Origin of the sequence: Bacillus sp. FSL K6-3200 (assembly GCF_038630485.1) — a bacterium.
Taxonomy (GTDB): domain Bacteria; phylum Bacillota; class Bacilli; order Bacillales; family Bacillaceae; genus Bacillus; species Bacillus safensis.
This window is the reverse complement of sequence record NZ_CP152032.1, coordinates 2,974,537-2,992,961: the sequence shown is the minus strand read 5'-3', so window position 1 is coordinate 2,992,961 and position 18,425 is coordinate 2,974,537. Positions and strand designations below refer to the sequence as shown.

16 protein-coding genes are annotated in these 18,425 nt (G+C 42.0%); 1 reads left to right on the top strand and 15 read right to left on the bottom strand.

Annotated elements, in window-relative coordinates:
* Nucleotides 1-8 precede the first annotated feature (8 nt).
* The 3 genes from bcd to MHI60_RS15290 form a co-directional block, all read right to left on the bottom strand.
* Complete coding sequence (gene bcd, locus MHI60_RS15300; protein ID WP_003215658.1) at nt 9-1,103, bottom strand: branched-chain amino acid dehydrogenase; 1,095 nt, start codon at nt 1,101-1,103, stop codon at nt 9-11.
* A 26-nt stretch (nt 1,104-1,129) separates the two neighbouring features.
* On the bottom strand, nt 1,130-2,023 hold the full coding sequence (gene yqiS, locus MHI60_RS15295) for a phosphate butyryltransferase (protein ID WP_144484595.1): 894 nt from the start codon (nt 2,021-2,023) through the stop codon (nt 1,130-1,132).
* A gap of 123 nt (nt 2,024-2,146) precedes the next feature.
* Entirely contained in the window at nt 2,147-4,219 is a 2,073-nt protein-coding gene (locus tag MHI60_RS15290; RefSeq protein WP_144484597.1) for a sigma-54-dependent Fis family transcriptional regulator, read from the bottom strand.
* 149 nt (nt 4,220-4,368) lie between these two features.
* On the opposite strand from MHI60_RS15290, the gene MHI60_RS15285 reads away from it, so the two are divergent.
* Complete coding sequence (locus tag MHI60_RS15285) at nt 4,369-4,605, top strand: DUF2627 domain-containing protein (protein ID WP_144484599.1); 237 nt, start codon at nt 4,369-4,371, stop codon at nt 4,603-4,605.
* 36 nt (nt 4,606-4,641) lie between these two features.
* Here MHI60_RS15285 and MHI60_RS15280 read toward each other — a convergent pair whose 3' ends face one another.
* From MHI60_RS15280 to folD, 12 genes are all read right to left on the bottom strand, one after another.
* Nucleotides 4,642-5,379: a glycerophosphodiester phosphodiesterase gene (locus MHI60_RS15280; protein ID WP_048239245.1), complete on the bottom strand. Its 738-nt coding sequence runs from the start codon at nt 5,377-5,379 to the stop codon at nt 4,642-4,644.
* A 226-nt stretch (nt 5,380-5,605) separates the two neighbouring features.
* Nucleotides 5,606-6,706 carry a Rap family tetratricopeptide repeat protein gene (locus MHI60_RS15275; protein WP_144484601.1) on the bottom strand — a complete coding sequence of 367 codons (1,101 nt, stop codon included), beginning with the start codon at nt 6,704-6,706 and terminating at the stop codon, nt 5,606-5,608.
* 456 nt (nt 6,707-7,162) lie between these two features.
* Complete coding sequence (gene spo0A, locus MHI60_RS15270; RefSeq protein ID WP_024422935.1) at nt 7,163-7,966, bottom strand: sporulation transcription factor Spo0A; 804 nt, start codon at nt 7,964-7,966, stop codon at nt 7,163-7,165.
* 286 nt (nt 7,967-8,252) lie between these two features.
* Nucleotides 8,253-9,530: a SpoIVB peptidase gene (gene spoIVB, locus MHI60_RS15265; protein ID WP_048239243.1), complete on the bottom strand. Its 1,278-nt coding sequence runs from the start codon at nt 9,528-9,530 to the stop codon at nt 8,253-8,255.
* Between the two features lie 198 nt (nt 9,531-9,728).
* A complete protein-coding gene (gene recN, locus MHI60_RS15260) occupies nt 9,729-11,462 on the bottom strand; it encodes a DNA repair protein RecN (protein WP_111292270.1) in 1,734 nt (577 codons plus the stop codon).
* Between the two features lie 33 nt (nt 11,463-11,495).
* Nucleotides 11,496-11,945, bottom strand: coding sequence for a transcriptional regulator ArgR (gene argR / locus MHI60_RS15255; protein WP_024422938.1), 450 nt, complete (start codon nt 11,943-11,945; stop codon nt 11,496-11,498).
* A gap of 165 nt (nt 11,946-12,110) precedes the next feature.
* On the bottom strand, nt 12,111-12,965 hold the full coding sequence (locus MHI60_RS15250) for a TlyA family RNA methyltransferase (RefSeq protein ID WP_095408976.1): 855 nt from the start codon (nt 12,963-12,965) through the stop codon (nt 12,111-12,113).
* Nucleotides 12,962-14,863 carry a 1-deoxy-D-xylulose-5-phosphate synthase gene (dxs, locus tag MHI60_RS15245; protein ID WP_095408977.1) on the bottom strand — a complete coding sequence of 634 codons (1,902 nt, stop codon included), beginning with the start codon at nt 14,861-14,863 and terminating at the stop codon, nt 12,962-12,964. Before dxs ends, MHI60_RS15250 begins: the two co-directional genes overlap by 4 nt.
* Nucleotides 14,864-15,013: 150 nt before the next feature.
* Complete coding sequence (locus MHI60_RS15240; RefSeq protein WP_095408978.1) at nt 15,014-15,904, bottom strand: polyprenyl synthetase family protein; 891 nt, start codon at nt 15,902-15,904, stop codon at nt 15,014-15,016.
* Nucleotides 15,894-16,154 carry an exodeoxyribonuclease VII small subunit gene (locus MHI60_RS15235; protein WP_144484603.1) on the bottom strand — a complete coding sequence of 87 codons (261 nt, stop codon included), beginning with the start codon at nt 16,152-16,154 and terminating at the stop codon, nt 15,894-15,896. The genes MHI60_RS15240 and MHI60_RS15235 overlap by 11 nt, the downstream gene beginning before the upstream one ends.
* Nucleotides 16,151-17,497: an exodeoxyribonuclease VII large subunit gene (gene xseA / locus MHI60_RS15230; RefSeq protein ID WP_048239238.1), complete on the bottom strand. Its 1,347-nt coding sequence runs from the start codon at nt 17,495-17,497 to the stop codon at nt 16,151-16,153. Before xseA ends, MHI60_RS15235 begins: the two co-directional genes overlap by 4 nt.
* Nucleotides 17,498-17,567: 70 nt before the next feature.
* Nucleotides 17,568-18,419 carry a bifunctional methylenetetrahydrofolate dehydrogenase/methenyltetrahydrofolate cyclohydrolase FolD gene (gene folD, locus MHI60_RS15225; RefSeq protein WP_024422943.1) on the bottom strand — a complete coding sequence of 284 codons (852 nt, stop codon included), beginning with the start codon at nt 18,417-18,419 and terminating at the stop codon, nt 17,568-17,570.
* Nucleotides 18,420-18,425: the final 6 nt, after the last annotated feature.

Sequence of the window (18,425 nt, the reverse complement as noted above, 5' to 3'; positions counted from 1 at the left end):
TCTTCAAATTAGCGACGGCTTAAAATATGTTGACCATTTTGCAAGAATTGACTTCTTGATTTGCGCATTCTTTCAATTCTCTCTTCAGCCAATCGGTCTGCCGCTTTATATGTTGGAATGGCATCACGGTTTGAAATTTCAATCACACGTTCAATATTTTGATAAATGCCTTCGACTTTTTTCATCGCACGATCTGCATTATAGCCATAAAGCTCATCAGCAACGTTAATCACACCGCCTGCATTGATCACATAATCAGGAGCATATACAATCCCCATCTCATGGATAAGGTCTCCGTGATGCGTTTCTCTCAGCTGGTTATTTGCAGCACCTGCAATCACCTTTGCTTTTAACTTAGGAATGGTCACATCGTTAATGGTTGCACCAAGTGCGCACGGTGCATAAATATCACATGCTTGATCGTAAATATCGTCAGGGTCGACTGCTTTTGCGCCGAAGTCTTCAACAGCTCGCTTGACAGAGTCTTTGTTGATATCTGTGACAATGAGCTGCGCGCCTTCTTCGTGCAGATGTTTACACAGGTTGTAAGCGACATTTCCAACACCTTGGACGGCAATTGTTTTTCCTTCTAATGAATCGGTCCCAAATGCTGCTTTGGCAGCGGCTTTCATCCCTTTGTATACACCGTAAGCAGTGACTGGAGACGGATTTCCGGATGAACCAAATGCAGGAGAGATCCCTGTGACAAAATCGGTTTCTTCATGAATGAGATCCATATCTTCTACCGTTGTACCAACATCTTCCGCTGTAATATAGCGGCCATTCAGCCCTTGAATGTAACGTCCAAATGCACGGAACATTTCTTCATTTTTGTCTTTTCTCGGGTCGCCGATGATGACCGTTTTTCCGCCGCCAAGATTAAGTCCTGCTGCCGCGTTTTTATAAGTCATTCCTCTTGCTAGACGCAGTGCATCTTCAATGGCTGCTTCTTCGTTTTCATACGTCCACATTCTCGTTCCGCCTAGTGCCGGCCCAAGTGTTGTATCATGAATCGCAATAATGGCTTTTAAGCCAGACTGCTCATCCTGACAAAATACAAGCTGTTCATAATCGTATCGTTCCATATATTTAAAAAGTTCCATCGTGTTATTCCTCCTATTACTTCCGCTTAATTTGATGTACAGATGGCAAGCGCAATTGAATAAAGCTTACTTTCGGCTGAATCAGACCGGCTTGTTAAAGCAATCGGCGCCTTCGCTCCTGCCACCACAGCTCCTACCTTTGCATGTGCAAAGTAGATGAGAGATTTATAAAGAATGTTTCCTGCCTCAATTGTTGGCACAAGCAATATATCTGCATGGCCGGCTACATCACTCGTAATATTTTTATGAGAAGCTGCCGTTTGAGAAATGGCATTATCTAAAGCAAGAGGCCCATCAATCAGGCATCCAGAAATCTGCCCCCGCCGGTTCATTTGCGCAAGACTTGCCGCAGTCAAAGTTGAATCCATTGCCGGATTCACGACCTCCACCGCAGAGAGCACTGCAACCTTTGGCATGTCGTTACCGACAGATTGTGCTACTTGAACAGAATTGATCGTTATCTCCTTCAGCATATTTAAATCGGGCGCGATGTTCATCGCAGAATCCGTGACATAAATAAAGCGGTCAAAGCCCGGCACTTCGAATGCCGCAACATGTGATAGGACACTTGCCGTCCTGAGCCCATATTCTTTATTCAGTACCGCTTTTAAAAGAACGGCTGTCGGGACATGCCCCTTCATCAAAATATCTGCATGCTTCTCGCTCACTGCCTGCACGGCAATTTTGGCCGATTCTTCGGGAGAATCTGAATGAATAATATCTATCCAGTCCTCATTGATTTCATGCTGCTTCACTAGCTCCTTCAGGTTGCGTTTGTTCCCAACCAGGAGAAAGCGAGCGACCTTTCGTTCAATTGCCATCTTGATGGCATGAAGCACTTCTTCGTCTTCTGCATGAGCCACAGCCGCTGTTTTATTCTGCAGCCGGGCGGCTTTCATAATCAGATCGTCAAGCTTCATATATGCCCACCTTTCCTTGTGCTCGGTTCATGTTTTATATGCAAGTTCCGTGCCAGTTTGAAATGCAGTGAAATGAGGCAGTTCGCATGACATTCATGCAATCTTTTGCAGTTTACATGCATTTTATTGCATGCTATCTTTTGCAAGTTGATATTTATCCATTTTATAGTAAAGGTTCCGAATACTGATCCCTAACGTTTTCGCTGTTTTCGTGCGATTGAATTGATGCTTTTCAAGGGTTTGTTTAATGAGCTGCGCTTCAAATGCCTCAACAGCATCCGATAGCGTCTCTCCCTCAAATTGACTGACAGCCAGTTCCTGCTGCTCTTTTTCTTCCTGATCTTCTGACTCCATGAACGAAATATGCCCCTCATCAATCCATTCTTCTTGCGGGTTCAAAAAGATCATGGCTCGTCCAAGTACATTTTCAAGCTCTCTTACGTTCCCAGGCCACTTATATGATCGCAGTCTTTTAAGAGCCTGTTCCGTTAAGCCCCTCACGTTCCGTCCATAGTCTAAATTGATCTTTTGGATGAGGCGTTTGCTTAACGACTCAATATCTTCAAGTCGCTGTCTTAGCGGCGGGATGGAGATCGGATATCTGTTCATCCGATAATATAAGTCCTCTCTGAACTTCCCTTCCGCCATCGCTTTTTCGATATTGACATTCGTTGCCGTGATGACACGAACATCGACCGGTATAGCCTTTGTTCCGCCTACTCTTACAATTTCTTTCTCCTGCATGACGCGCAGCAGCTTCGCCTGTGTACTTGGCGTCATTTCACCAATTTCATCTAAAAAAATGCTGCCTTGGTTCGCCTCTTCAAACAGCCCTTTTTTCCCGCCGCGCCTTGCACCAGAAAACGCTCCTTCTTCATAGCCAAAAAGCTCTGACTCTAAAAGGGTCTCTGATAAGGCCGCACAGTTGACCCGTACAAAGCGATTATATTTTCGGTCACTTTCATTGTGAATGGCGTGCGCAAACAGCTCTTTTCCAGTACCTGATTCTCCTCGGAGTAAAATGGTGGCTGGCGTTTTCGCGCCTAGCTTTGCCTGCTCAAGTGCCACAAGCATTTGCTCACTTTCTCCAATGATGTCTTCAAAAGTGTACTTTGCTTCAAGTGTTCGGATGAGCTGTCTTGCTTTATTTAATTCATTCGTGAGTGATTGAATTTCTGATACGTCATGAATGACGCCGACACTGCCTTTTAAGATGCCATCAACGATGACTGGCGCTACGTTGACGATCACATCCTTTTTATTCGGCCCAACTTTCATTCTGACGCCTCGAACTGGTCTTCTTGTTTCAAGTACCTTCAAATGCATGCTTTCTCCTTCAGAAATATCTGCACCTGCTGGTTTCCCCACAACTTCTTTATCTGTTAATCCAGTCATTTTCGTATAAGCTCGGTTGATTAAGATCCCTTTTCCCTGTTCATCAACAACTGATATGGCTTCATCCGACGATTGAATGATCGCCTCCAGCATCGTTCGCACTTCTTTAAGGTTCGTTACTTCCTCCGCAAGCTCAACGGCATCTGTAATATCTTTAAAGATGGATAAAGCGCCTAGCATTCTCCCCGCGTCATCAATAATCGGCAAACGCGTTGTGACAATTTGTATTTGCTGATTCAGAAATTGTTTTTGATTAAATTCCGGCTCTCTCGATCTTAAAATGTCGGGAAGCTTTGTGTTTGGGATTACTTCTCGTATGTGGCGGCCAATCGCATCTTTTTGCGAACATCCAACCATTTTGGCCGCTGATCGATTAAATAGGACGACTTCTTCATCCATGTTTATAAAAATCATCCCGTCGTTTGTTGCATTAAAAATGCGGTCATGCTTATAGGTTTGTTCCTTTAAAATTTGAATCAGCTGCTGTTTTTCTGACATTAATTCTGATATCACGTAAGCCATCGAACTTGGAACAATGACAGCGTGCTCTGGCTTTTCTTCCATCAGTTCTTTCAGCACTGCTGAACTGCCTGTTGTTTCAATGATGATATCAATCTCATCTTTTATGTATTCTTTCCAATCCGTTGTCGTATCAATTCCATTCTTTTTCGCTTCTGCCATCCCCGGTGCCTCAAGATCAAGGTCGGCGATCGCAATGATTTGAATCGTATTTGTTTTCAGCAATGTTTCAAGCAATGCTGATCCACCCTGTCCTGCACCGACAATCAAGACTCTCTGCATCCCGTTACCCCTTTATATGAAAAAATTTGCACACCATATTTTTCCGTTGCAAAAAATTGCACAACTCTTATATTACCACGTTTTCCTTTCTTGACAAAATATTTTTTGAATTAGACAATGGAAGTAAATGACGTTTAAGGGGACATTTGATGGGGAGAATACTTGCACTAGTGATTATTTTAATACCTGGCGCGCTTGCAGCACTTGGGATTAAGCTGCTGCGTGATACTGTTTTCGGCATCATCATTGAGCCATTTCCATTTTTATGGCTGCAAGGAATTGCAGGGTTGCTATTTTTAGGGGTGGGACTTTATGTAGTGGCTGGTTTTATTTTATATAGAGACCGTAAACGAAATAAAGTAACTGCTCGCTTTAAGCAGAGATAAAACGTGAAAAAAAGACCCGCTGATAATAGCAGGTCTTTATTTCATCTCTTCTCGTATTTTCACGGCTCGATCAGGAAAATCAGTGAAAATGCCATCGACACCTAAGGAAAACATGTTTTTCATTTGCTTTTCACTATTTACTGTAAACGGCCTGATCACTTGCTGAGATGCATGGAGAGCTGACACAACCTCTTTGGTCACACCTGCACCCTTGATATTCGGATGGTAGCCTCTTGCTGGTACTGTTTTTATATACATCTCCGGCTGATGAATCACATCCATTGTGAGAACAGCTAGTTCAACATGCGGCATCAGTTTGTGAAAAAGAGCTAAACTGCCGTGATGAAACGATGAAACAAGTACACGGTCTTCTATTTGAAAATGCTCGATTTGCTTTTTTACTTTCTCCTCGATACCTGGATATCGATAAATGGAGTTTTTCAGTTCAATATTAATGATCAATGATGATTGCTGCGTCACTAGCTCTAATACTTCCTCTAAAAGCGGAATGGATACAGCACCGGTTTCTTCATAGAAAGAATGACTCGCATCTCCTGCTTTTAATTCTTCATATGTATGGTCTTTTACTAAACCTTTCATATTCGTTGTTCTGTTTAGTTTCTCATCGTGAATGACAGCAAGTCTGCCGTCTTTTGTCAGCTGAACATCCAGCTCAATTCCGTCAGCTCCCGAATGGAGTGCATGCTCGAAGGCTATCATGGTGTTTTCAGGATAGATGCCTTTAAAGCCTCTGTGTGCAAAAATTTTCGTCATAGGTCACCTCTAAATATGATGCTTCCTTTCATTATGACGTGTCTTTTTTCGTTTTTCCAGTTTGAGCACATAAAAAAACCTCTTCTGATTCGTACGAAGAGGTTGACAGATAAATTCGATCACGTAATCGCTCTGATGGCTTGCTCTGTCGTCTCTGCGTCAAGAGCAAAAAGGGAAGAAACAACTGCGACTGCTGTAACAACGGTTACACCTAACAACAACTTTTTCATAAGATAACCTCCACTTTCTTTTGAAGTATTTGTGCATCGAATTTCTTTTCAAGAAAACGAATGGCGTTTTGATAGTCATTTCGTTCCTTGAAGTATTTCGATATTTGTTCAGACAAATCCTCAAGCTCCACATATAATCTATTTTTTTCTATGTAGTCTAATTTTTCAGAGAATACGTCTGCTGCCCCACTATTCTCGCACATCAAATCCAAAATTTCAAATTTTACTATATATTCATTATTTTGGATATCACAACTATACAGAATTCCCTCTTTAATATATTCCCTCGCCTCTTGATCTCCTAGATGAACCAAGGCATTTGCCAGAACATATAAAGACTGGATGTAATAATGGCTATTATCACGGTGAATTTGAATGCCCATCCCTTTTTTGGCATAATGTGCGCTTTTTTCATAATCATGTTTTGCATAATAAAGAACCGCTAAATTGTGATAGCATTTCCCAATCAGCACTTCATTGTTAATGCGCTTACTTTTCTCAAGTGCTTCTTGATACTTTTCCTCTGCTTCATTGAATTGGAACAAATCAATACAATTACTTGCATGTAAAATCAAGCTGTCAATCGCCTGCGCTGTGTACTCTTCATGCGCTTTGAATGTATCAATGGCTTTTTTAATATGATTAATGGATATGAAATTTTGTTTCAGTTCGTAATAGACCGAAGCAACCTTATGGTGAAAAGTTCCTACTTCCAGATCTTCATTCACACGTTTTAGCCGCTGTTCTGCAATTTTGTAAAAACTGATGGCTTCATCATACTTTTTCACATATGCAGCATATTGGCCTTTGTAAAAATAAAAATAAAAATTAATAATGTCATCTGCCTTATCATCGAGCGTTCCGACACTTTTCATAATTTGATTGGCTTTTTCAATATTTCCAAGTAACATTTCATGTCTGCCGTCAACAAGCTGATAATAAAGGAGAACTTCACGGTCTTCATCTGTATTTTTTAGCAAATTCTGAATTTTCTCTTTATAGACAGCAGATTTTTCTAGGTCATTCTGAGAAATGACCCTCGTCCACTTGCTAATTTCGTTCGCTACCTCAGCAGAGTGGATTTTCAGCTTCCCCATAACCTCACCCTCTTCTTTTCATTATTATAGCATAGTAAAAGAATGTGAAAATTATTAAATTCGACAATGGGAATATTCAGTTCAAATGGCACAATCTCTAAGAAGCCAGTGACTTTAAAACGCCAATCAATCAGGTAAATAGAAATAGAACTTTCGATCTCGTTTGCTTTAATTACCAAATACATAAGACCTTTTCCTCTCATCCTTTTTCTTACGAATGAGCGTTTTCTTCTTCTATTTTGAAGACTTTACGATCAATTGGCGCAGCTGATTACCACTACTTTATGTCATTTTTATTTTATTCATGCTTTATTTTTCATTTTATTCTGAAAATAAAGATGCCCGTTTGTCCAATTTAAACATTAAAATGATTTTATCAATCTATCCAATTTTTGACAACATATTTCAAAATAAAAAAACGTCTCAATAAAGAAACGTTTTTTTATGAAAAATATACTAGCTTGCTCTATGCTCTAAACGCAGACGATCGGCTACCATGGCAATAAATTCTGAATTGGTTGGTTTCGCTTTTGACATGCTGACAGTATAACCAAAGAGTGAGGAAATGGAATCAATGTTTCCTCTGCTCCAAGCCACTTCAATGGCATGACGAATCGCTCGTTCTACCCTGCTGGCAGTCGTGTTAAATTTCTTCGCAATGTCTGGGTACAACACTTTAGTGATGCTTCCGAGAAGCTCAATGTCATTGTACACCATAGAAATCGCTTCTCTTAAGTATAAATAGCCTTTAATATGAGCGGGCACGCCAATCTCATGAATGATGGTCGTAATGCTCGCATCTAAGTTTTTACGTTTCGGTTCAGGTTTGTTACGAAGAACACTGTTTTGGATAGATGAAGAGCGATGGGTAACTTGTGTGCCGTTTCCACTGACTTGACGAATATGACCTACTAGGTTTTCCATATCAAATGGCTTTAAAATGAAATAGGATGCGCCCAAATCAACTGCTTTTTTCGTGACATCTTCTTGTCCAAATGCCGTTAGCATAATCACACTTGGCTGTTTCGTCATTTCATTGTTTTCACGGAGGCGTTCCAGTACAGCAAGACCGTCTAAATGAGGCATGATAATATCTAAGAGGAGAACGTCGGGCTCTTTATCTTTAAATAATGTCAGGCATTCCTGACCATTATACGCCACGCCAAGTACTTCCATATCTTCCTGTCCCTCAATGTACTCTGTCAACAGGCCAACAAGCTCTCGATTGTCATCAGCTACACACACTTTAATTTTCTCCACGTTCTTTCCTCCCCAATGTCGATTCCTTTAGTCTTTTGCATTTCTCTTCTGAGTGTTCAATTCGACAAAACCATGCTATCCCCTTTAAAAAACTTTAATTTTCCGAATAATAGAGCATTATCTAGCTTTTTCTACGTTTTTCTTAACGAATCGACGATTATTGCAATTTGACAACATGCTTTTTTCCATTTTGTCGAAAAATCTCTTTTTCCTTATTTTATAACATGATGGAAGAGAAAGAAAGGGTAGAAAAGAACTGCCGGAAGATTCGCGGCAGTTTGATGTTTCAGCTTGCTTTTTTGTTTTTTTGATAAAGATCGATTCCTGCTTCTGACAGCATCCATTCAATGTGTACGCCGTACCCGCTAGTCGGATCATTGACGAATACGTGTGTGACTGCTCCAATGACTTTGCCATTTTGGATGATGGGGCTTCCGCTCATTCCTTGGACGATTCCGCCCGTTTTGCTTAAAAGACGCTCATCTGTTACCTTTAATACCATTCCTTTAGTTGCTGGGAATTTCTGCGGTGTTGTGCTGACGATTTTAATATCAAACTTCTCCACTTTATCATGATCCACAACAGTTAAAATTTCTGCTGGACCTTCTTTTACTTCATTTGATAAAGCGACTGGAAGTGGTTTATCTGCTATATGATTTTCAAGCTTTTCGGTTAACGTACCAAAGATACCAAAAGGGCTGTTGCGGGAGATATCTCCTATTGTTTTTCTTTCGGAAGAGAATCTCGCCAATTTTTCTCCAGGATTACCTCCTGTGCCTTTTTCAATCGATGTCACGGTTGATCTGACAATTTCACCATTGTCGACAACAATTGGTTTTTTTGTATCCATGTCAGAAATCACATGCCCAAGGGCACCATATTTTTTAGATGAAGGTTCAAAAAAGGTCATCGTGCCGATTCCTGCTGCAGAATCACGAATGTAAAGACCAATTCGATAGATGCCTTCACTCGCATCTTTTGCGGGTGTTAATGTTGTTTGAAAGGTTTTATGATCTCTCTTTACGAGCAAACGAAGCGTTTCACCCGTTTTCCCTGCTTTCTGGATAAATGGGGTGAGGTCATTCATTTTCTCCATTTTTTGACCATTGATTTCAATGATCATATCCCCTGATTGAATGCCTGCGGCTTCACCTGGTGATTTTTTGCCGTCTGCTGTTGTGATTTGATGAAAACCTACAACGAGAACTCCTACAGAGTGGAGCTTGACGCCAATGGATTGCCCTCCAGGAATGACTTTTAATTCAGGGAGAACGTCAACTTTTGTTTTCTTAATAGGAAATCCTTTAAAATCATAAACAATTTCAGCTTTTCCCGCCTTTTGTCCTGTAATATCCAGCTGATTCTTTTTCTCTGAAAGGCTAAAGGCTGGCGAAGAAGCATTGGCTGACGCTTCAATCGATGTGTCAATCGAGTGCTTCTGTTTTTCAAATACAGCAACATTTGTTGGAATGCTGATGTACTCCTTCACTATGCTCATAAACCCTGTACTTATTAAAGAAACAAGGAGAATCACACCAATGGCTTTTCTCATCTTTTCGGGCATTCATTTTTCACTCTCCTCGCTCCTTACCCACACCAGAACACTCATGTTTTGGCTACATCTTTACTTTTGCCTTCTTCGAGAGGATTTATAACCGGCAGCTTTAGAAAATGATTGGATAAATTGATAAAAAAAAAGACGATTTTTTGGGTATATACGCGGGTTTTTAGACAACATAAAAAAAGGCAGCCGATGATTCAGCTACCCTGTTGTTTTGACATCATTTGCTTGGTGCAATAGTTCTTTTGCGTGCTGTTTTGTCAGCTCTGTCACTTCCACACCGGCAATCATCCGGCCAATTTCACTCACTTTTTCTTCATGACTTAATGGTTTGACACTTGTCAGTGTTCTGCCCGCTTTCGAGCGTTTCGAAATGAAAAGATGTGTGTCGGCCATTGCTGCTACTTGAGGCAGATGTGTAATGCAGAGCACTTGTGACCCAGCCGCTACTTTGTGAATTTTTTCGGCAATGGCCTGTGCGACTCTGCCGCTGACGCCTGTATCAACCTCATCAAAAATAATGGATGTGACGTCTTGTTTGGCTGAGAAAATACTCTTCACAGCGAGCATGACACGTGAGATTTCTCCTCCGGAGGCTACTTTCGATAAAGATTTCATCGGTTCGCCTGTATTTGTAGAAATGACAAATTGTGCTTGGTCGATTCCATTTTTTCCGAGCTGGACAGGTTTTCCGTCTAAAAGCGGACAATCTGTGCTGCCAAAAGGCGCATATCGAACAGAAAAAGCTGTGTCAAATGCTGACTTCTCCATATACAAATCCTTGAGCTCCGTTTGAATTTGCTTGGCTAGCTTTTTGGCCCATTTTTTACGCAGCTCCGAAACATTAAGTGCTTCAAGCAGAGCATCACGGCTCATCGCATCCAGTTTATTTTTGAGCGTTTGGAGGTGGCTGTCTCGATTTTGAATTTGATCTATTTCTTCTTCAATCTTCGCCGCATACTCCAAAATTTCCTCAACGGTTGTGCCGTATTTTCGTTTTAACTGCTTCATTTCATTCAGCCTGGATTCAATAAAATCAAGACGAGCCGGATCGAATTCTAATTGATCCAGCATGCTTCGCATTTGGAAGGTTGAATCCTCTAATAAGTAGTAGGAGTTCGACACTTGTTCGGATAGCTTCTTCAAATCATCGTTGATCTCAGACACCTGCTCAAGCTCGCTTGAGGACATGCCAACCCAATCAAGTCCTCCTTGTTCATTACGCAAGGCGTTATACGCGTTTTGAAGTGAGGAATAGATTTTTTCGTAGTTGCTGATTTGATGACGCTCTTCCTGAAGCCTCTCATCTTCTCCTGGCTCTAATTGCGCCGCCTCAATCTCCTCTAGCTGAAATTGCAGTAAATCTAACCGGTGCACCATTTCCTGCTCGTTCTCAGACAGCTGCCTTAGCTTTTGAGCCGTCTTCATATATTGATCATATGCTTCTTGATACTGCAAGAGAGCCGGTGCAATTTCTTCTGCCCCAAATTGATCAAGCAAATGCAGATGATTTTCATCTTCCATGAGCAGCTGGTTATCGTGCTGACCATGTATATCAAGCAAAAGCCGTCCTACTTCACGTAAAATTGAGATGGTGACAAGCTTTCCATTAATACGGCAAATGCTTTTCCCGCTGTTGTTAATATCACGGCGGAGGATCATCATTTCATCTGACGCATCAATTCCTTGCTCTTCGCAAAGAGCAAATACAGGATGATCGGCTGGTACAAGAAAAAGCCCTTCCAGCTCTGCCTTTTTTTCACCGTAGCGGACAAATTCAGAAGAACCTCTTCCTCCCACGAGAAGCGAGACAGCGTCAATCATGATGGATTTTCCAGCACCTGTTTCCCCTGTTAGGACCGTGAGTCCTTTTTCAAATGAAACCGTTAACTCTTCAATGATTGCAAAGTTTTTAATGGTTAGTTCTGCTAACACTCATTTGACACCTCTTTTAGTAAACCTGATTCTTTATAGAAGCTCTAAAATTTTGCTCGAAACTGTCTCTGTATCATCTGGGGTGCGGCAAATGATTAAAATGGTATCATCCCCGCAAATCGTTCCCATAATTTCTTCCCAATCTAAATTATCCATTAAAGCACCAATCGCCTGAGCATTACCCGGCATTGTTTTGAGAACAATCAAATGACTGGCAGCATCCATTTTAATAAATGCATCCATTAGGGATCGCTTCAGCTTTGACAGCGGGTTAAACCGCTGATCCGCAGGAAGACTGTATTTATATGTCCCATTGTTCGTCGGAACTTTCACTAAATGTAATTCTTTAATATCTCTAGAAACGGTCGCTTGTGTGATGTTATATCCATCGGCTTTCAAAATATCGACCAATTCATCTTGTGTTTCGATTTCTTGGCTTGCAATGATTTCTCTAATTTTAATATGCCTTTGACCTTTATTCATATATTAGACCCCCCTAGGCGTTTCATTCTCAGTTTGTCTTTACGTTCTATGTTATATGATGCACACTTCAAAAAACAAGCATTACGTGAGATACAGCCGATTCTCGTCTTTTGACCATGTAAAAAGGAATAATAGCGAGCTATTATTCCTTTTGTTTCAATGAGTTCATGTGTCAGCCGGCTCAGGGCTGTTTTTCTTCTCTTTCAATACGGAGTGGGCTTCCTTGACGATCTTTTCAAGTTCTGAAACCGGAAGTGCCGCATTTTCTTCTTGATCAGGATGAAGCACTAAATGAAGCAGAAATTCAATATTTCCGTCTCCTCCAGTGATAGGCGAAAATGATACAGCTTTTACATCATAGCCTTCTTTAGCAGCAAATTGATTCATCTCTTCTAGTACACCCAGGTGGACAGACGGCTCACGCACGATGCCTTTTTTCCCAACAAGCTCTCTGCCTGCTTCAAATTGAGGCTTAACGAGTGCAATACAGTCACCACCGGGAACAAGAATATGCTTTAAAGCCGGCAGAATGAGTTTAAGTGAAATAAAAGATACATCAATTGATGCCACTTCTGGCAATCCTTCAGTAAAATCAGCTGGAACTGAATGGCGGAAATTGGTGCGCTCCATGACGATGACCCTGTCATCCTGCCTTAATTTCCACGCAAGCTGATTGTAGCCAACGTCTACAGCATATGATTTGACCGCTCCATTTTGAAGAGCACAATCTGTAAATCCGCCTGTTGATGAGCCAATATCAATCAGCAATTTCCCTTCAACTGTCAGGTCAAATTCTTTGAGCGCTTTTTCGAGCTTCAACCCGCCGCGGCTTACGTATTTGAGAGGATTCCCTTTCACTGTGAGCGGTGTATCACGAGCAATTTTCTCTCCTGGTTTATCCAAACGGTTTTCATTTGAGTAAACGATCCCTGCCATGATGGCACGCTTTGCTTTCTCTCTTGTTTCCATTAGTCCTTGTTCGACTAATAAAACGTCAAGTCGTTCTTTCTTTGATGTCATGATCCAATTCCTTTTCTTGGTGCTGCAGGAAGCAGGTCACGTAAAGTCTCAGCAACCTGTGCTTTCGTCAGACCAATTTCTTCGAGCAGAGCATCAACACTTCCATGCTCAATAAATTCATCTGGGATACCCATGCGTTCTACTTTGATATGTGATGCTTTCTTGTCGTGTAGATATTCTAATACGCTGCTGCCAAACCCGCCTTGGAGCACAGCTTCTTCAATCGTTAAAATCGGAATACCTTCAGAAAGAATATCATTTAGCATTGCTTCATCAAGCGGCTTAATAAACCGGGCGTTGACGACACGAATTGATTTCCCTTCTTTTTGAAGCTCCTCAGCTGCTTGCAGCGCCATTTTAATCGTCGTACCGAATGTTAAGATCACAGCATCCTTCCCTGGACGAAGAACCTCCCAAGACCCAATCGGAATGGTTTTCAGCTGTTCATCCATTTTCACGCCCAGCCCATTTCCGCGCGGGAAACGCATGGCAATAGGACCGTCATCGTACTGAATGGCTGTATTGACCATGTGCTGACCTTCATTTTCATCCTTCGGCATCATAAGTACCATATTCGGCATATGACGCATGAAGGCAATATCAAACACGCCTTGATGCGTTTCTCCATCTGCACCGACAAGACCCGCACGGTCAATCCCGATAAATACATTGAGGTTCTGGCGGCAAATATCATGCAGCACTTGATCATAAGCTCTTTGCAGGAATGTTGAATAAATCGCTAAAAATGGCTTCATATCCTGCGTTGCAAGCCCAGCTGCCATTGTGGCTGCATGCTGCTCAGCAATCCCTACATCAAACATTCGCTCTGGAAATTCCTTTGCGAAGCCTTCAAGTTTTGAGCCAACAGGCATCGCAGGCGTGATGGCCACAATTCGATCGTCTTTCCGCGCAAGCTTTCTGACTGTTTCACTGACAAGACCACTCCATGACGGTGCAGCAGCTGCTGGTTTTACAAAATCACCTGTATCAATTTTGTATGGACCTGTGCCGTGCCAAGTCCCAATTTTATCGGATTCTGCCGGCTGATAGCCTTTTCCTTTTTTCGTGATGACATGCAGCAGGACAGGACCTTTTGTTTTCTTTGCATATTCAAGGTTTTCAAAAAGATCTTCATAAGAATGTCCATCGACAGGACCTAAGTAAGTGAATCCCATTTCCTCAAAGAACATGCCAGACACAAGTAAATATTTGAGGCTGTCTTTAATACGCTCTGCTGTGGCAGCAAGCTTTCCGCCTACAGCTGGAATCCGCTTGAATAAATATTCGAGCTCGTCTTTTACCCATTGGTATTTGCCTGCTGTGCGCAGTCTGCCAAGCATTGTGTGAATCGCACCGACGTTTGGTGCAATACTCATTTCATTATCGTTTAAGATGACGATCATATCTTTCTTTTCATCACCGATATGATTCAGAGCTTCCAGCGCCATACCTCCGGTTAATGCACCATCTCCAATAATCGGAAGGATATATTCATCTGTCCCTTTAATATCCCGCGCAGCCGCCATCCCCATTGCGCCAGATAATGAGGTTGAGCTATGGCCTGTTTCCCAAACATCATGCTCACTTTCGTTTCGTTTAGGAAAACCGCAAAGTCCTTTATATTGACGAAGTGTATCAAACTCCGCTCCTCTTCCAGTTAACAGCTTGTGAACGTAAGACTGATGTCCAACATCCCAAAGGAATTTGTCTTTCGGGCTGTCAAATACTTTATGAAGGGCAACTGTGAGTTCAACGACACCCAGGTTCGGACCGATATGCCCGCCAGAGTTAGCTAAGGACTCAATTAAAAACATGCGAATGTCAGCACTAAGCTCCTCTAATTCTGCATTTGACATTCCTTTTAGAAACGTTGGATTTTTTATTGATAAAAGATCCAATCAGGATCAACTCGCTTTCAACAAAATTTCTATCTACATATATAATGCCTTATTCCTAGGAAAACCAAGCAGGAATAAGAGTTGTCTCATCATGATAAACTGTTTACAGTTTACCACAATTGCTCGAAGACCCTCAAATCTAGGCTGTTTTTAATGATCTCTTGAGGCGATCAGATCACATAACTCATGCAGCAATTGCTGCTCTAATTCAAGATTTGAGACGATTTCTTTTGCACGTGTGATGTGCTCGTGCAGCTTTTCTTTTGCTCCTGAAAGCGTTAATAAAGAAGGATATGTCGACTTTTCATTCGCTGTATCAGAGCCGACCCGTTTTCCTATTTTTTCTTCGCTTCCTTCGAGATCTAAAATGTCATCACGGATTTGAAAAGCAATGCCGATATGATAGCTGAATTCTCTTAGTTTTTCGATATCGTCATCTGATGCTCCTGCCAGCATTGCACCTGCTGTGACGCTGAATGTGAGTAGCTTTCCTGTTTTCCGGGCGTGAATGGATTCTAGTTCAGCAAGCGGCACTTGTTTTTGCTCTGCTTCCATGTCATCAAATTGACCGCCAACCATTCCTAGTGCACCTGCTGACTTCACAAGCTCATCGATGATTCTGAGCTTTTGGTCAGCAGAGACGCTGCTAGATAGCTGCGATGTAATCAGGTGGAAGCTTTCCGTTAAAAGAGCATCTCCAGCGAGGACCGCGGTTGCTTCCCCGTATACTTTATGGTTGGTCGGCTTTCCTCTGCGAAGGTCATCATCGTCCATGCAAGGAAGGTCGTCATGTATCAATGAATACGTATGAATCATTTCTACAGCACAGCCAACCGGTATGCCATCTTCTTCGTTTTTTCCGTAGGCATGTAATAAAGCAAGAACGAGAACTGGACGAAGTCTTTTCCCTCCAGCTTCAAGAGAGTAAAGCATCGAAGATTTTAGGTCTTCTGGAATCTTCAATTCCTGGACATATGTAAATAAATAATCTTCAATGGCCTGTTTTCGTGTTGTTAAAAAATCCTGCAAATTACTTGTCACCAGCATCTGCCTCCTTCACTGAGAAAGGAGCCAGCTCACCGTCCTCTTTTAAAATGAAATCCATTTGCTTTTCAACGTGCTGTAATTTTTCATGACAAAGCTTTGAAAGTGTCATGCCTTCTTGGAAATAATGAATGGCTTGCTCAAGTGGTACATCTCCTTCTTCGAGCTTCTCAACGATCTCCTCAAGACCTTTCATCGCTTCTTCAAATGTCATTTGTTCTTCTTTTTGTTTATTTGATTCTGTCATGATGATTGCCCCTCCTTCTCAATAACCTCACAAATCAGACGTCCATCCTTCATGGTGATAGCCAGCTGATCCTTCGTATCGACTTGATTCACACTTTTAATCAGTTCATCATCTTTATAGGCTAAACTATAGCCTCTTTCCATCACTTGAAGTGGATTTAATGCATTTAGTTTACCAAGAACAGATTGGAACTGCGAATGTATTGTTTTCATTTGCACATTCATGCTGCGAACGAGCTGTTCTGTTTCATTGGCGTGGCGTTTCTTCGCCTGAAGCAGCTGCTCTTTTGGATGGAGCGGCTTCAGCCTGTATGTTTGGCGGTCTAGTTGACTGCGTTTTTGTTCAATTTGTCTCGTCAGCTGTTTTTGAAAACGGTCAAATACCAAATCGAATTGCTGCTCTTTTTGCTCCTGCAATCGTTTTGGAAAACGGAAGGCATAAGAGGATTGCAGTGCCACAAGACGGTCTTTCGCTTGTGAAGTTCGATTTTTCACAGCCCTTGTGAGCCGAATGTCAATGGATTTGATTCGTTCTATTAAATCGGCTGTGCTTGGAACAGCGAGCTCGGCTGCTCCTGTTGGTGTGGGTGCTCTCATGTCTGCAGTGAAATCACTGATCGTAAAGTCCGTTTCATGCCCCACTGCAGAAATGATTGGAATGTCTGATGCGAAGATCGCTCTTGCGACAGCTTCTTCATTAAAGGCCCAAAGTTCTTCAATCGAACCGCCTCCTCTTCCGACAATCAAGACATCACAGAGCTGTTTGTCATTTGCTTCCTTGATCCGCTCTACGATTGAACGGGTGGCATTCTCACCTTGGACTAGCGCCGGAAGCACAATGATTTTCGCCTGCTGATAGCGCCGGTTAATCGTTGTAATGACATCTCGAACAGCCGCTCCTGTTGGGGATGTAATGACACCAACAACCTCTGGATATTCAGGAATTGGTTTTTTATAGCGCGCATCAAATAAGCCTTCACTTGCCAGCTTTTTCTTCAGCTCTTCATAAGCAAGATGAAGAGCACCAACACCATCAGGCTGCATTTCTTTTGCATATAATTGATAGTTGCCGCTTGGTTCATATACTTGAATCCCGCCGCGTACAAACACTTTCATTCCGCTCTTTGGTGAAAAAGGCAGCTTTGATGCGGAACGCTGGAACATGACAGCTTGCATGCGTGCGTTTTCGTCTTTTAAGGTGAAGTACACGTGACCTCTTGAATGTATCTTCACATTGGATAACTCACCTTTGATCCAAATATCTTCTAAATGCGGATCAACATCAAATTTTCTTTTTATGTATTTTGTAAGGGCTGTGACCGTCACAAAGGCTTTTTCACTCATGACGTATTCCTCCTCTTCAAAAACGCACATTCATCCACCGGCAGCATGCAGGTGGATGAATGGATAAAGCTTATGCTAATGTACGTTTTGCTGATTTAACCGTATTGTGTGCAAGCATCGTAATCGTCATTGGACCGACTCCGCCAGGGACTGGTGTGATGTAAGAAGCTTTTTCTTTTGCTTCTTCAAAATCAACATCCCCAACAAGTTTCCCAGTGTCCAAACGATTGACTCCTACATCGATGACAATTGCGCCTTCTTTGATTTGGTCAGCTTTAATAAAGTTTGCTCGACCGACGGCAACAACTAAAATGTCCGCTTTTAACGTATGTTCTGAAATATTCGCCGTTCTTGAATGGCAGTAAGTAACCGTTGCGTTTTCATTTAACAGCAATTGTCCAACTGGTTTGCCGACAATATTGCTGCGTCCAACAACGACTACTTCTTTTCCAGAAAGACTGACACCCGTTTTGTTCAGTAATTCAACAATGCCTGCTGGTGTACAAGGAAGGAATGTATCTTCCCCAAGCAGCATTTTCCCGATATTTAATGGATGGAAACCATCCACATCTTTCTCAGGTGAAATACGTTCAATGACGGCTTTTTCAGAAATGTGTTTAGGCAGTGGAAGTTGAACAAGAATCCCGTGGAATTGATCGTTCGCATTGTACTGATCAATCAGCTGAAGCAATTCTTCTTCTGTTAAAGAAGCATCTAAATGATCAAGCTGGAAATGCATGCCCATTGCTTCTGCTGCTTTTTTCTTCCCGCGTACGTAAGAAAGTGAAGCCGGATCATCACCGATTAGAATAACGGCAAGACCAGGTGTGACTCCTTTTTGTTTTAGCTCTTCTACTTCTTTTGCTAATTGTTCACGCTTTTCTTTTGCTGTTTCTTTCCCATCGATGATTGTTGCTGTCATGTCGAA

Coding starts and splice junctions, on each gene's coding strand:
- bcd (WP_003215658.1), bottom strand. CDS start 1,103: ATGGAACTTTTTAAATATATGGAACGATACGATTATGAACAGCTTGTA.
- yqiS (WP_144484595.1), bottom strand. CDS start 2,023: ATGAAGCTTGACGATCTGATTATGAAAGCCGCCCGGCTGCAGAATAAA.
- MHI60_RS15290 (WP_144484597.1), bottom strand. CDS start 4,219: ATGCAGAGAGTCTTGATTGTCGGTGCAGGACAGGGTGGATCAGCATTG.
- MHI60_RS15285 (WP_144484599.1), top strand. CDS start 4,369: ATGGGGAGAATACTTGCACTAGTGATTATTTTAATACCTGGCGCGCTT.
- MHI60_RS15280 (WP_048239245.1), bottom strand. CDS start 5,379: ATGACGAAAATTTTTGCACACAGAGGCTTTAAAGGCATCTATCCTGAA.
- MHI60_RS15275 (WP_144484601.1), bottom strand. CDS start 6,706: ATGGGGAAGCTGAAAATCCACTCTGCTGAGGTAGCGAACGAAATTAGC.
- spoIVB (WP_048239243.1), bottom strand. CDS start 9,530: ATGCCCGAAAAGATGAGAAAAGCCATTGGTGTGATTCTCCTTGTTTCT.
- argR (WP_024422938.1), bottom strand. CDS start 11,945: ATGAATAAAGGTCAAAGGCATATTAAAATTAGAGAAATCATTGCAAGC.
- MHI60_RS15250 (WP_095408976.1), bottom strand. CDS start 12,965: ATGACATCAAAGAAAGAACGACTTGACGTTTTATTAGTCGAACAAGGA.
- MHI60_RS15235 (WP_144484603.1), bottom strand. CDS start 16,154: ATGACAGAATCAAATAAACAAAAAGAAGAACAAATGACATTTGAAGAA.
- xseA (WP_048239238.1), bottom strand. CDS start 17,497: ATGAGTGAAAAAGCCTTTGTGACGGTCACAGCCCTTACAAAATACATA.
- folD (WP_024422943.1), bottom strand. CDS start 18,419: ATGACAGCAACAATCATCGATGGGAAAGAAACAGCAAAAGAAAAGCGT.